Genomic DNA, 13,023 nt, shown 5'->3' with positions numbered 1-13,023 from the left:
AAACGCCCTAGTCAGAAGGGCGAAGCGGCCGGGCAGCGGCGGGGCAAGCGGATGCTCGAATTCGACACGGTCAGCAAGTCCTTCTGGACGGGCACGCAGCGCAAGGTGATCCTTGACCGCGCTTCCTTCCGGGTCGAGCCGGGCAATTCGCTGGGGGTCCTCGCCCCCAACGGGACCGGAAAGACGACGCTGATCAACATGATGGCTGGGCTCGAAAAGCCCGACGAAGGCACGATCCGCCGCACGAGCAGGGTCTCCTTCCCGCTCGGGTTCATGGGCGGTGTCGTTTCGAAATACTCGGGCCGGGAAAACGTCCGCTTCATCGCCCGGCTCTACGATCTCGACCCCGATTACGTCGAGGCGTTCTGCCGCTGGCTCTGCGCGATCGACGAATATTTCGACCAGCCGGTGGCCACCTACAGTTCCGGGATGAGGGCGCGGCTCTCCTTCTCGCTTCTCCTGGCGCTGGAATTCGACATCTACCTGATCGACGAGGGCATGCCGTCCAGCACGGATGTCGAGTTCAACAGGAAGGCCGGAACGATCCTTCAGGATCGCCTGAAGAACGCGACCGTCGTCATCGTCTCTCACCAGCCGACGACTCTGGAGAGGTTCTGCCGCTCCGCTGCCGTCCTGCGGAACGGCCAGCTCTACATGTTCGACAGCCTCGAAGAAGCGAAAGAACTCTATGAATACGACGCCCAAGGCTAAGAAATACCGCATGCGCAAGGCCGAACCGCTGGTCGAGGGCGCGCAGCCGCCCGCCGCGGATCTGCTGCGGCCTGAAATCAGCGATGACGGTTTCGGTGACCGGGTGTTCGCCACCGCGGCGCGGGCCGGGGAGCAAGACGCCAGTTCCAGGGCGGACGCCAAGGCGGTGGCGAAGGAGATCGAGGAGATCCGTGCCGAGGGGCTCACGGGCCGTCAGCTGCGCATGGCCCGGCGCGTGGCCCAGCGACAGGGGATCGAGGCGACTTCGGACTACGAGGCCGTGCGTCTCTTGCGCCGAAAGGGGATCGATCCGTTCCAGCGGTCGAACGTTCTCGACCTCGTCGTCGCGAAGGCCGCCAATTCGCAGCCGGAGGACGACGACCGCGTCCAGTTGCCCCAGACGGTTCCCCAGAAGCCGAAGCTGCCCGCGAAGGAGGCGATGAGCGAGGAACGGCGCGCGAAGGAAATCCTGAGGATCCAGCGTGACATCGCACGCCGCCGTCAGCGCAAGCTCCTTCTGCTTTTCGCGCGGCTCGCGGTATTCGTCCTGCTGCCAACGGCCTTCGCGGGCTGGTACTTCTTCAACGTCGCGACACCGCTCTATGCCACGCAATCCCAGTTCGTGATCCAGCAGGCAGACGCTGCGGCCCCCGGAGGTCTAGGCGGTCTCTTCTCCGGCACGAGTTTCGCGACGAGCCAGGATTCGATCACCGTCCAGAGCTATCTGGAATCCCGGGACGCGATGCTGCGTCTGGACGAGGATCTCGGCTTCAAGGCGCATTTCAGCCAGGAATTCATCGACCCGGTCCAGCGGCTCGAACCGGGCGCCTCGAACGAGGAAGCCTACGGCATCTACTCCCGCAACGTGAAGATCGGCTACGACCCGACCGAGGGCATCATCAAGATGGAGGTGATCGCCGCGGACCCCGAAACCAGCGCGGCCTTCTCGCGCGCGCTGATCGGCTATGCCGAGGAACGGGTCGACAAGCTGACCCAGCGTCTGCGCGAGGACCAGATGAAGGGCGCGCGGGAAAGCTACGCGGATGCAGAGCAGAAGGTGCTTTCGGCGCAGGAACGCGTGCTGGAACTGCAGGAGCAGCTGGGCGTCCTCGACCCGGCGTCGGAAACCGGCGTCAAGATGAGCCAGGTGGCCACGTTCGAAGGCCAACTGCAGCAGAAGCGGCTCGAACTCGAGCAGCTTCTGGACAACCCGCAGCCGAACCAGGCCCGGGTCGACGGCGTCAGGGGCGACATCGACCGGCTGGAAAGGCTCATCGCCGAACTCCGGGCGACGCTGACCCAAGGGGACGAGGACACGACCTCGCTTGCCGCGATCACCGGGCGCCTGCGGATCGCCGAGGCGGAACTCGAGACACGCCAGCTGATGCTGAGCCAGGCGGCCCAGCAACTCGAGGTGGCGCGGATCGAGGCCAACAAGCAGGTGCGCTACCTCTCGCTTGGCGTGAGCCCGGTCGCGCCCGACCGGCCGACCTATCCCCGCTCGCTGGAAAACACGGCCTTGGCCTTCGCGATTTTCGCTGGCATCTACCTGATGATGTCGCTGACGGCCTCGATCCTCCGGGAACAGGTCTCGGCCTGATAGAGGATACCGGAAGGGCGCCATGATGAAAGACGTGACGATAGGCGGGCTGACCGTCGGCAATGACCGGACGCTGGCGGTAATCGCCGGGCCGTGCCAGCTCGAAAGCCTGGAACATGCGCGCATGATCGCGGGAAGGATGGTCGAGGTCTGCGCCGCGGCGGGCGCGCAGTACATCTTCAAGGCCAGCTACGACAAGGCGAACCGCACCTCCCTTTCGGGCCGGCGCGGGGTCGGGATCGAGGCGGGGCTGAAGATCCTGGAATCCGTCGGGAAGGAGTTCGGCTGCCCGGTTCTGACCGACGTGCACGACATTGGCCAGGCTAGAGAGGCCGCGACTGTCGTCGACGTGATCCAGATTCCCGCCTTCCTTTGCCGGCAGACCGACCTTCTGCTCGCCGCCGGGGAAACTGGCGCCGTCGTCAACATCAAGAAAGGCCAGTTCCTCGCGCCCTGGGACATGGAGAACGTCGCTGCAAAGGTCGAGAGCACCGGGAACGAACGCATCCTCCTGACTGAGCGGGGGGTCAGCTTCGGCTACAACACGCTCGTCGCCGACATGCGGTCGCTGCCGATCATGGCGCGCACCGGCTACCCCGTCATCATGGACGCAACCCATTCCGTGCAGAAGCCCGGTGGCCTCGGCGGCGCCTCCGGCGGCCAGCGGGAATTCGCCCCGGTCATGGCGCGCGCGGCCGTCAGCCTTGGCATAGCGGGCGTCTTCATCGAGACGCACGAGGCGCCGGACACCGCCCCGTCGGATGGCCCGAACATGGTGCCGCTTGCCCATATGTCGCAGCTGGTCGAAACTCTGATGGCGTTCGACAAACTGGCGAAGGCCGACCCGATCCGAGTCTGATGCTTCGCCTGAGGAAGGGGGCAAGATGAGACGGACGACCTTCACCCTGTTCCTTGCCCTCGGGCTCCTTGCGCTCGCCTCTCCGGCGCTCAAGGCGCAGGAAACCGCGCCGACCGAGCCCGCTGGCACGATCTCGGTCGGTGACACGGCCGCGGATGACCTTCAGATGGCCGCGCGCATCCGCGATATCCTCGCGGAACTCGATGGCTACGGCGGCGTGACCGTTTCGGTCCGCGCGGGGATCGTCACGCTGGCGGGCGAGGTTGCCGACCAGGAAGCGCTTTCCCGCCTCGATCCGCTCATTGCGCGTGTCGAGGGCGTGGTCGCGATCGAGAACAACGTCCGCCAGTCCACCGACATCGCCGAAAGGCTGAGCCCGGCGGTCGAGCGTCTTGTCGACAGGTTCCAGCAGGTTGCGGACTATGGCCCGCTCCTCCTCGTGGCGGCGCTCGTCGCCGGGCTCGTGGCCGGGTTCGGGTTCTGGATCGCCCGTCTGAGGCGGTTCTGGGAACGTGTCGCGCCGAACACCTTCATCGCCGATGTACTGCGGACGCTGGTGCGGCTTTTCTTCTCCGTCGCGGCCGTGGTTGTCGCGCTCGACATCCTCGGGGCCACCGCGCTTCTCGGCACGTTTCTCGGCGCGGCGGGGATCGTTGGCCTCGCGCTCGGCTTCGCGGTCCGGGACCCGATCGAGAACTTCATCGCCTCGGTCATGCTGTCCCTGCGCCAGCCCTTCCGGCCCAATGACCTCGTCGAGATCGAGGGGGACACCGGCCGGGTTATCCGCCTGACTTCGCGCGCGACGATCCTCCTGTCGCTGGACGGCAACCACATCCGGATCCCGAATTCGACGGTCTTCAAGGCGCGGATCGTGAACTTCACCCAGAATGCCGAGCGGCGCTTCAGCTTCCTCCTGGGGGTCGATGCCTCGGCTGACCTGGTACGGGTGCGCGAAATAGGGGTCGAGGCCCTGCGGAGCCTGCCGTTCGTGCTGGAAAGCCCGGCCCCCAGCGGATGGGTCGAGCGGGTAGGGGATTCGAATGTCGAAATCACGTTCACCGGATGGGTCGACCAGACCAGGACGGATTTCCCCCTGGCCCGCAGCGAGGCGATCCGGGTCGTGAAAGGGGCGATCGAGGCTTCGGGTTTCGCGCTACCCGAGCCGATCTACAGGGTGATCCTGGAAAGCCCCGAGGAAGAAGCCGCGGCTGCGAGACCCCCCGCGCCCCCCCGCCGGGAAAAGGCCCGTCCTTCGGAGGCCGTGCTGGACACGAGCCACGACTCGACACTCGAGGACCTCGTGCATGAGGAACGCCGCGTGGCGGAAGACGATCTCCTGAGCCCGGAAGCCCCGAAGGAGTAGTTCAGGCGACCTGGCCCGCCGCCCAGCCCGAAGACCAGGCCCACTGGAAGTTGTAGCCGCCAAGCCAGCCGGTCACGTCCACCACTTCTCCGATGAAATGGAGCCCCGGCACCGCCTTGGCCTCCATGGTGCGCGAATCGAGACCGTCCGTATCCACCCCGCCCAGCGTCACCTCCGCCGTGCGGTATCCTTCCGATCCGACGGGTCTCACCTGCCAGTGGTGCACCGTCGCGGCCAGCCGGTCCAAGGCCGCGTTCGACTGATCGGCCAGGTTGCCGCGAAGGCCGGACCGCTCGACCCAGAGCGTGGCGAGTTTTTCCGGCAGGAACCGCGCCAGCGCGTTGTGCAGCGCCTGCCGGCCCGCCTCTGACCGTTGCGCCTTGAGCGCCGCGGCCACGTCCTGCCCGCGTGCGAGGTCTATCGACAGCGTGTCGCCCTCGCGCCAGTAGGAGGAAATCTGGAGGATCACGGGCCCCGAGAGCCCGCGATGCGTGAAGAGGAGCGATTCGTCGAAGGACGTCTTGCCGCAGGACACCCGCGCATCGACGGCGATCCCGGAAAGCGGCCGCAGCGCGGCGAGGTCCTGCTCGGCGAAGGTCAGCGGCACGAGCGCGGGCCGGGTTTCCGTCACCGCAAGGCCGAACTCCTCCGCGATGCGGTAGCCGATGCCGGTCGCCCCCATCTTCGGAATCGACTTTCCGCCCGTCGCGACGACCAGGCTATCGGCCGAATAGGCGCCCTTGTCCGTCTCGACGTGGAACTTCCCCACTCGCCGGACGGACAGCACCTCGTGCCCGAGTTCCAGCCGAACGCCGGCCGCGCGCATGTCCGACAGAAGCATGTCGACGATCTGCGTTGCCTTCCCGTCGCAGAAAAGCTGACCGAGTGTCTTCTCGTGCCATGCGATTCCCGCGGCATCCACGCGCGCGATGAAATCCTGGGGGGTGAAGCGCCTGAGCGCGGAGAGTGCGAAGCGCGGATTGCGGGACAGAAACCGCTCCCGCGCCGTCGAGAGATTCGTGAAGTTGCAGCGTCCACCGCCCGAGATCCGGATCTTTTCCCCGGCGGATTTCGCGTGGTCGAGGACGACGACCTTCCGCCCGCGGCGACCCGCTTCGATCGCGCACATCATGCCGGCTGCGCCGGCGCCAAGAACGATCACGTCAGCGGCCTGCATGCGCCGGGCTTACCCCGGCGCGATCGCTCTCGCAACGTCCGGTTTCGCGTGGATTGGGTCTTGCGCGCCTTCGTCCGCTTCGGTAAGAACCCGCACCGTTGGGGCGTAGCCAAGTGGTAAGGCACCGGTTTTTGGTACCGCGCACCGTAGGTTCGAATCCTACCGCCCCAGCCAAACACTCTTCTAAATCGAGACGGTGCGAGGTGCGCTTCAGATAGCGCCGTGGTTTCCGCGGGCTACCGCTGGGCGACAATTGAGCAGACCTGAACCGGACCCCAGAGAGGCCCCAACATGGCCTAAAGTCTGCGCTCGGCATTTTCACGGTACCAGGTTGGGTGGAAGACGATCAGAGAGTCGCGAGCAGCGCGCGCTGATCGGTCCAATCGGACGGCGGTTCGTGCGACTTGCACCAGTCCGAGGTGAAGCCGACCGGCTGCTTGCCGCCGAGAACATCCCGGACGATTTCAGGCGCGAGGAAGGCCAGCCCGATCATGTCCTGAACTCGGCGCTTCGACGTGCCGGCGGACTCCGCGATCTGATCAAATGTGCGACCCGCCTTGATGTCCTCGAACCAGACATGTGCCCGGGCGATGTTCCGGATCAGGGCGTCATCGCGGCCCGCCCGAGCATCAGCGAGAACGATCTTTGTCTCGACCCCACGCTTGCGGCATTGGAAGGGATGGCTGGAGGCGAGTCTGTCGGCATCAATGACGTTGGGCTCAATCGCCAGCTGTTCGGCAATTAATCCTGCGCTGAGCCCCAGCGTCAGGATCCCCGGCGCGATGTCGATCCGCTCCACGAAGGCCAGCAGGTCTTGAACTGATGCTTCGGCTGTCAGATTGGAGATGGCAGCAGACGCCTGAGCGATGACGTCCGCTGCTCCACTGGCCAGCAGAGATGCGACGAAGCCTGGACGTGATAGCGTTGCGCCGACCAGACCGGCGATCCGGGTCTCCAGTTCCTCTGCCGGCAACCGCCACGCGCCCGGATGCTTCTCCCCGCTCCGGGCCGCCATCCGGTGAGAAATGTAGTACCGGTGCCGGGTGCCGTTGCTCGTCTTCGCATGTGAGGGCGTGAGACGATCGCCGGTCTCGTCGAAGAGTTTCCCGCAGAGCAGCGACCGGCGCTTTGCCGAGGCTCTGCCGCGCTGCCGGGCCGCGCATTCCTGCAGTTGCTGCTGGATCCTGTCCCAGCGATCCGGATCGATGAGCGCCGGATGCTGGCCCTCGTGCACCTCGTCCCGATGCCGGATGCGACCTGCGTAGAGCGGGTTCGTCAGGATGTGGTAGACGTGGCCCCGGCTGAAGAGATTGCCTCCAGTGACTGTTCCGTTGCTGGTCTCGCGACGGCGGCTCCTGAGTTCCAGTCGTTCAGCCTCGTCCCTCACCGCCCGAACCGTGCGGAGGCGTTCGTAGAGGTCGTAGAGCGTCCGGACCGTCTCTGCTTCCTCCTCGTTGACCTTCAATGTGCGGCCATCGGGATCGTAACCCAGCGGGACGCTGCCCCCATCCAGAGCCCCTTGCGCTTCGAAGCCGCGATCTTGTCCCGGACGCGTTCGGCGGTGACCTCCCGCTCGAACTGGGCAAACGACAGGGGCATGTTGAGCGTCAGGCGCCCCATGCTGGTCGCGGTATTGAAGGACTGGGTGACCGACACCAAGGAGGCACCAGCCGCGTCCAGCACGTCGACAATCTTCGCGAAGTCCGCGAGCCATCGGGTCAACCGGTCGATCTTGTAGACGACGATCTGGTCGACCCTGCCCTCGCGGACGTCGTCGAGCAGGCGCTGCAGCGCGGCTCGGTCGAGGCTCCCGCCGGAGAGACCGCCATCATCGTACGGCTCTGGCGAGAGCACCCAGCCTTCGTGCTTCTGGCTGGCGATGTAGGCTACGCATGATTCCCGCTGGGCATGGAGCGAGTTGAACTCCTGCGCGAGGCCGTCTTCGGAACTCTTCCTCGTGTAGATGGCACAGCGGGTCTTCTTCATGATCCGCCTCCGGCCCTGTCGACCAGTCCAAAGAATCTCGGCCCGGACCAGATCGTTCCCGTGATGTGCTTTGCGATGGCAGAGAGCGACGGCCAGGTTCGGCCGTCCATGCGGAAGCCATCCTTCAGAACCTCCACCTGGGGGTCCGACCATTCCACTCGCGCACGAGGTGCGCGCCGGGCCGCGCGATCCGGCGGGTGCTGTCGATGACGGACTTACCTTCTGCGATCTGGCGCAGGGCCCTCCGCGTGCCTGGCAGCAAACCTCCATGTCGGCGGCACTGGTCCTCATAGGCCAGGGCCTTCCGCATGAAGGCGACCGACAGGTAGGGCGGCAGGGGAGACGCGAAGGCCTTGTCCCAGTCCTGCAGCACCCGCCCGCGATCGGGGTCCGCCCTACCCGGCATGGGCGGGCTCCGGCGCGGAGGAAGTCACCGACTCGGGCTCAGGTTTGCCCGTGATGCGGTACCGCGTCGGCTTGTCCGGGTCCGGCTTCTCCGTCATGACCTCGTAGCCTGCCTTCTTCAGCCCGGTGATCGCGGCCCGGTTCGTGTGCGGCTGCCAGTCGAGCCTGCCGCTGATCGCGGCAACGTCCGCTCCGGCCTTCGCCGAGAGCAGCTGGATCAGCCGGGCCTTCTTTGTGTCTTTGAGCTTTCCGCCATTCGTCTGCACTGTGAGCCGGGCGCGAGGGGTCTTGGTCGTCATCTTCGTCTCCTGTGCCTTGTGCAGAAGCACCCTGCCCCTGCTACCAGGCAAAGCCCGGAGGCCCGGGCGGAGACCGACGACGGCGTCGTCGACGTGCCGACACTACCGCTCTGGTTCGAAGAGAAGTCCAGTCGGATTTGCAGTTACTCGAATTTTGTACCGCTTGCTCGAAAGATCGCCTCGATGGGCGGAACGTGGTCGTACGCTGCGATCGACACAAATGTCGGCCATCGAGCTGGGGCCAGGACCCTTTGATTTCCGACTCTCGACGTGATTCAGGCTCCGCAATGAGGCCTGAGCATGAGCAACCTTTTCTGGCTGGCGGACGCGCAGATGGCGCGCCTTCAACCGTTCGTCGGGCAATCGATCCACCGGATCGATTGCTGATCCGCCTCACTCCCCAAGAGCCATGGCAAGCCAGGCGTCGATGACCGGCGTGTCCTGAGCGGCATAATCTTCATCAATCGCAATGGCTTGCGCTGGTGCGACGCGCCAAGGGAGTATGGACCGTCGTAGACGCTCTACAACCGCTGGAAGCGGTGGGGCGACATGGGGGTCTTTGCCCGGATGATGGAAGGTCTGGCCGCCGAGGGCGCTGAGCAGACGACCGTCATGATCGACGCGACCTGCCTGAAAGCGCACCGCACGGCTTCGAACCTGCGGGCGAAAAAGGGAGATGCGGGTGTCTGATCGGGCGCACGAAGGGAGGGCTGAACACCAAGCGGCATGCGGTCACGGATGCGAAGGGCCGCCCTCTGCGTTTCTTCATGACGGCGGGCCAGGTCAGCGACCATACCGGCGCTGCCGCGCTGCTGAGTAGCCTGCCCGGGGCCGACTGGCTGCTCGCCGACCGGGGCTATGATGCAGATTGGTTCCGCGACGCCTTGAAAGACAGGGGATCAGGCCCTGCATCCCGGGGCGGAAGTCCCGCGGCAAGCCCGTCAAATATGACAAGCGCCGCTGCAAACGCCGCAACCGGATCGAGATCATGTTCGGCAGGCTAAAGGATTGGCGGCGCGTGGCGACCCGTTACGACAGGTGCCCCAAGGTCTTCCTGTCCGCCGTCGCTCTAGCCGCAACCGTCATGTTCCGGTTATGAGTCCTGACCCTAACCATAGCGGTGGAACAATTCAGTTGGGGAGGCTCAAGTGAGGGAGGCTCACTCACCGAGGCCGTGGCGCAGCCGGGACGAACTCGTCCCATAGTACTTCCTTCCATTCCGACGAATGGATCGCACCATCAAACTTCGGGATCAAAAACCTAACTTCCGAACGAAGACCATCCGGGGAGCAGGTCGCAGGTGATCAACTCGGATCGCGTCGTGCACGAACTGGGCGACAGTTTAGGCGACATGCATAACCAATACTCGTGACATAATTGAGTAATTTAAATTTCCCTTATTTGAAGTGACGCCCTATCGCTGCGGCCAACGGGCGGCGCCTCAGCGGCGTTTCCGGTGGCACCGTCCCAAACGGGGCGACGCAGCGGAAAGGACTGAACATGGCGCAACAGGCCAATCTGGGGACCGTCTCGGCCTTCGCACTGATGCTGGCCGGCTCGGCTGTCGCCGAAGGCAAGACGGTTGGCACCACGGCGCTCTACGACCGTACTGCCGACATCGAAATGAGCGTTGCCGGTGGTCTTGAGCTCTTGGAAGATGCGAGCGGCTTCGGCAATCGGGAATTCCGTCCGAACCTGTGGTGCAGCGCCTCGCTTTCATTCTCCGGTGCCGGCGAAACCCGGGATATTCCGATTGGCGGTCGCCTGCGCCATGCGACGGGTCCGTTCGTGCACATGATCGGTGCAGACACTGTTTTCTCGGACGCTGACGGCGCTAGTGCGAAAGAAGACGTATTCGCGGTAGATGCCGCGGACTACTCCTTCAGCGACAAGGTCTGCGGCTTCGTTCTGAGACGCATCAAGACTGACGGTCTCGCCGACATCACGGCTGATCCGGTCAGCACCGCCGGGAAGGATTGCCGTCTCGGCTTCGCTCCGGGCTGCCGTGTTGACAACGTTCCCGAACTGACCGGGCACGTTCTGGCCGGTCCAGTAGTGAACTCTCAGGAAAACGGCGTCGGAGCTTCGACCACGGAAGCCGGCCACCTCGCCATGCCGCGATACCTCTACAGGATCGGCGCCCACATGTTCGTGGCTAATGACACGGGCATTCTGACCTCGGACAGAAACACTCGCACGGCGAACGACGGGGCTTCAACATCAAGGAGACCAAGGCTCTCTCGAGACTGTTCGGTCACGTGACCGGGCAAAACGACAGCCGTGTAAGCCGCACTCACCTCAGGCGCGGCTTGGCGCTGGTCTAAGCCTCCCGACTACCTGCGGTCGACAATCAGGAGGATCTGTCTTGGGGGCCTCCGGGCCTCCCGCTTTCAGGCAATCGGAGGACACACAGATTATGGCGACTCAGATCCAGAAGCATGCGGTGCCCGTCAGCGACCAGCCCGGCTGTCGGTTCGTCGAGGTCTTGAACGATCCTCGGGATGCCCGCCCGTACGGCTTTCGCATCGGAGGCACACGTCCCGGCCCGACCGTGGTCGTTTCAGGACACTCCCAGATCGCGGGCGAGATCTACGAGCGGCTGTTGGAACTGCCGACCCTGCCATGGGTGCGGGGGTCGCTTGTGTTGATCACCCTCGACGCGCTCGACCTTTCTGCGATCGACGAGGAACTGATTGAACTCATCGGCCCGGTCGACCGCACCCTGCACCTGCCGTTCCCAACATCTGATGATCGCGACGGGGCCGTACGGCGAGGCTACTGGAGCGTGCTCAAGTTCTGCGCGCGACTCGGGATGATCTCGGGGCGTGGAGTGAACCTGTCGAACTGATCCACCGGCGCGTCAACGCGTTTGGCCTCGGCCTGACGGGCCTGGCCGCCATAGGGGGAGCGATGGAAGCCATGGAAAAGACCTTCACACTGATCTCCAGCATCGTCGAAGAGACCAGGACCGGCCAGCTCGCGGTGTCGAGCGCGTCACTGAGGTTCTCGCAGGTGGCGGCAATCTCGATCCCGAACGTTCCCGCGATCCTGTTGCAGCTTGTCGCGCGCGCGCTCGACAAGCTGCGCCTGAAGTCCGGGGGCAAGCTCCTCAGCGCGGCGGAATCTCCACATCGAATCTGAAATGCAGCTGCTTGCGGCGGACGAATAGTCGCGACGCGTGGGAAACAAAGACAAGGGGGTTCAAGTGGAGCAGCGTCATGCCAAAATCGAAGATGAGCAGGAGCTCGATCTCTCCGAGCGCATCGCCGACGCGGTCGCGGCGGAAGACGCCGAGGCGCTCGTCGCGCTCCTCGATCCGCTGCCGCTCAGCGAGGCCCTGCGCGAGCTTCTCGCGCTCGCGGCCGAGGACCGCGACCGCGTCCTGTCGCTGGTTCCGCCCGAACTCGCCGCCGAACTGATCGAGGAGGCGCCGCATGCGGTCGCCACCGACCTCGTCGAGCGGCTCGACCACGCCAAGGCGGCCGAGATCATCGACGAGCTCGACTCTGACGTGCAGGCCGACCTCATCGGTGATCTTGACGAAGTGGATGCCGAGGACATCCTTGGCCGGCTAGACGCGGAGGACGCGGCCGACGTGCGCCGCCTGACCGGGTACGAGGATGAAACCGCCGGCGGTCTCATGGTGGCCGAGGCGTTCTCCTTCCCGGACAATGCGACCGTTGGCGCGGTGCTCCGGCGGCTCGCCTCCGACGAGGAGGATTTCGAACGCTACCGCGGTCAGCATCCGTATATCGTCGATGAGCAAGGCCGCCCGATCGGCGTTGCGTCGCTGCGAGGCCTCCTGACCGCGAAACGCAGCGACAAGCTCACCGACATCATGGTCACGCCCCTTACGGTGTCCGTGTCCACGCCGCTCGAGGCGCTGCAGGACCTCTTCGACGAACACCCGTTCCTTGGGCTTCCCGTCGTCGAAACGGATGGCCGCCTCGTTGGCGTCGTCTCGCGCGCCGCGATAGACGCGGCGACGCTCGAGCGCGCGGAAAGCCAGAGCCTGAAGCATCACGGCCTTGTCGAGGACGAGGTCCGCTCCATGCCCACCTGGTTGCGATCGCGCCGCCGGCTGGCGTGGCTTGCGGCCAACATCGTGCTCAACATCATCGCTGCGAGCGTCATTTCCGCCTACGAGGAAACGCTTGCCGCCGTGATCGCAATTGCCGTCTTCCTGCCGATGGTCTCGGACATGAGCGGCTGCTCGGGAAACCAAGCGGTCGGCGTCACGATGCGCGAACTGTCGCTGGGACTCGTGCGGCCAGCCGACGCGCTTCGGGTCTGGCTGAAGGAAGTCACCGTCGGCGCGATCAACGGGCTGGCGCTTGGCTGCCTGATCGGGGTCGTCGCGTGGGTCTGGAAGGGCAATCCCTGGCTCGGGGTTGTCATCGGCTTCGCACTGGCGGTCAACACACTGATCGCGGTGTCGATCGGCGGCGTCGTTCCCTTGGCGCTCAAACGGCTGGGCCAGGACCCCGCCGCTGCTTCGGGCCCGCTTCTGACAACGATCACCGACATGGCAGGCTTCTTTCTCGTGCTGAGCCTCGCCAGCCTGATGATGCCGCTGCTGACGTGAAGCTGCGCCTGCCGATTTTTGAACGAAGGTAGACAGAA

14 protein-coding genes, 1 tRNA gene and 1 pseudogene are annotated in these 13,023 nt (G+C 64.9%); 10 read left to right on the top strand and 6 right to left on the bottom strand.

Translation table 11 applies throughout. From position 1 onward, the window contains the following. The first annotated feature begins 51 nt into the window (after nucleotides 1-51). Genes ABCN56_RS15180 through ABCN56_RS15165 form a run of 4 tightly spaced genes read left to right on the top strand, consistent with a single transcriptional unit; the run spans nucleotide 52 to nucleotide 4,533 of the window. Nucleotides 52-711, top strand: coding sequence for an ABC transporter ATP-binding protein (locus ABCN56_RS15180; protein ID WP_343081666.1), 660 nt, complete (start codon nucleotides 52-54; stop codon nucleotides 709-711). Continuing rightward, on the top strand, nucleotides 689-2,311 hold the full coding sequence (locus tag ABCN56_RS15175) for a KpsE/RkpR family capsule polysaccharide export protein (protein ID WP_343081665.1): 1,623 nt from the start codon (nucleotides 689-691) through the stop codon (nucleotides 2,309-2,311). Before ABCN56_RS15180 ends, ABCN56_RS15175 begins: the two co-directional genes overlap by 23 nt. 25 nt (nucleotides 2,312-2,336) lie before the next feature. Then, a complete protein-coding gene (kdsA, locus tag ABCN56_RS15170) occupies nucleotides 2,337-3,170 on the top strand; it encodes a 3-deoxy-8-phosphooctulonate synthase (RefSeq protein WP_343081664.1) in 834 nt (277 codons plus the stop codon). 25 nt (nucleotides 3,171-3,195) lie between these two features. Then, on the top strand, nucleotides 3,196-4,533 hold the full coding sequence (locus ABCN56_RS15165) for a mechanosensitive ion channel domain-containing protein (protein ID WP_343081663.1): 1,338 nt from the start codon (nucleotides 3,196-3,198) through the stop codon (nucleotides 4,531-4,533). A gap of 1 nt (nucleotide 4,534) precedes the next feature. Here ABCN56_RS15165 and ABCN56_RS15160 read toward each other — a convergent pair whose 3' ends face one another. Continuing rightward, entirely contained in the window at nucleotides 4,535-5,710 is a 1,176-nt protein-coding gene (locus ABCN56_RS15160) for a BaiN/RdsA family NAD(P)/FAD-dependent oxidoreductase (RefSeq protein ID WP_343081662.1), read from the bottom strand. A gap of 99 nt (nucleotides 5,711-5,809) precedes the next feature. On the opposite strand from ABCN56_RS15160, the gene ABCN56_RS15155 reads away from it, so the two are divergent. Further along, nucleotides 5,810-5,884 (top strand) — tRNA-Gln (locus ABCN56_RS15155). Nucleotides 5,885-6,056: 172 nt separating this feature from the next. Here ABCN56_RS15155 and ABCN56_RS15150 read toward each other — a convergent pair. From ABCN56_RS15150 to ABCN56_RS15130, 5 genes are read right to left on the bottom strand one after another with little or no spacing between them, the layout of a single operon-like run. Further along, nucleotides 6,057-7,175, bottom strand: a complete 1,119-nt coding sequence (locus ABCN56_RS15150) for a recombinase family protein (protein ID WP_343081661.1) — start codon at nucleotides 7,173-7,175, stop codon at nucleotides 6,057-6,059. Beyond that, nucleotides 7,172-7,696 carry a recombinase family protein gene (locus tag ABCN56_RS15145; RefSeq protein WP_343081660.1) on the bottom strand — a complete coding sequence of 175 codons (525 nt, stop codon included), beginning with the start codon at nucleotides 7,694-7,696 and terminating at the stop codon, nucleotides 7,172-7,174. The genes ABCN56_RS15150 and ABCN56_RS15145 overlap by 4 nt, the downstream gene beginning before the upstream one ends. Then, entirely contained in the window at nucleotides 7,693-7,806 is a 114-nt protein-coding gene (locus tag ABCN56_RS15140; RefSeq protein ID WP_343081659.1) for a DUF2924 domain-containing protein, read from the bottom strand. The genes ABCN56_RS15145 and ABCN56_RS15140 overlap by 4 nt, the downstream gene beginning before the upstream one ends. A gap of 14 nt (nucleotides 7,807-7,820) precedes the next feature. Next, the gene (locus ABCN56_RS15135) at nucleotides 7,821-8,102 is read right to left on the bottom strand and encodes a DUF2924 domain-containing protein (protein ID WP_343081658.1); all 282 of its coding nucleotides are present in this window, start codon (nucleotides 8,100-8,102) and stop codon (nucleotides 7,821-7,823) included. Further along, the gene (locus ABCN56_RS15130) at nucleotides 8,092-8,400 is read right to left on the bottom strand and encodes a DUF3489 domain-containing protein (protein WP_343081657.1); all 309 of its coding nucleotides are present in this window, start codon (nucleotides 8,398-8,400) and stop codon (nucleotides 8,092-8,094) included. Before ABCN56_RS15130 ends, ABCN56_RS15135 begins: the two co-directional genes overlap by 11 nt. 300 nt (nucleotides 8,401-8,700) lie before the next feature. Between ABCN56_RS15130 and ABCN56_RS15125 the strand changes: the two are divergent. From ABCN56_RS15125 to mgtE, 5 genes and pseudogenes are all read left to right on the top strand, one after another. Then, a pseudogene (locus ABCN56_RS15125) lies at nucleotides 8,701-9,499 on the top strand (IS5 family transposase). Nucleotides 9,500-9,900: 401 nt separating this feature from the next. Then, on the top strand, nucleotides 9,901-10,662 hold the full coding sequence (locus ABCN56_RS15120) for a hypothetical protein (RefSeq protein WP_343081656.1): 762 nt from the start codon (nucleotides 9,901-9,903) through the stop codon (nucleotides 10,660-10,662). A gap of 154 nt (nucleotides 10,663-10,816) precedes the next feature. Then, nucleotides 10,817-11,248 carry a hypothetical protein gene (locus ABCN56_RS15115; protein ID WP_343081655.1) on the top strand — a complete coding sequence of 144 codons (432 nt, stop codon included), beginning with the start codon at nucleotides 10,817-10,819 and terminating at the stop codon, nucleotides 11,246-11,248. A gap of 71 nt (nucleotides 11,249-11,319) precedes the next feature. Continuing rightward, on the top strand, nucleotides 11,320-11,541 hold the full coding sequence (locus ABCN56_RS15110) for a hypothetical protein (protein WP_343081654.1): 222 nt from the start codon (nucleotides 11,320-11,322) through the stop codon (nucleotides 11,539-11,541). A gap of 64 nt (nucleotides 11,542-11,605) precedes the next feature. Further along, nucleotides 11,606-12,985, top strand: a complete 1,380-nt coding sequence (gene mgtE, locus ABCN56_RS15105) for a magnesium transporter (protein ID WP_343081653.1) — start codon at nucleotides 11,606-11,608, stop codon at nucleotides 12,983-12,985. Nucleotides 12,986-13,023 lie beyond the last annotated feature (38 nt).

This window comes from Ostreiculturibacter nitratireducens, assembly GCF_032670585.1.
Classification (GTDB): domain Bacteria; phylum Pseudomonadota; class Alphaproteobacteria; order Rhodobacterales; family Rhodobacteraceae; genus Ostreiculturibacter; species Ostreiculturibacter nitratireducens.
The sequence above is the reverse complement of the archived record's forward strand: the minus strand, read 5'-3'. Positions and strand labels throughout refer to the sequence as shown.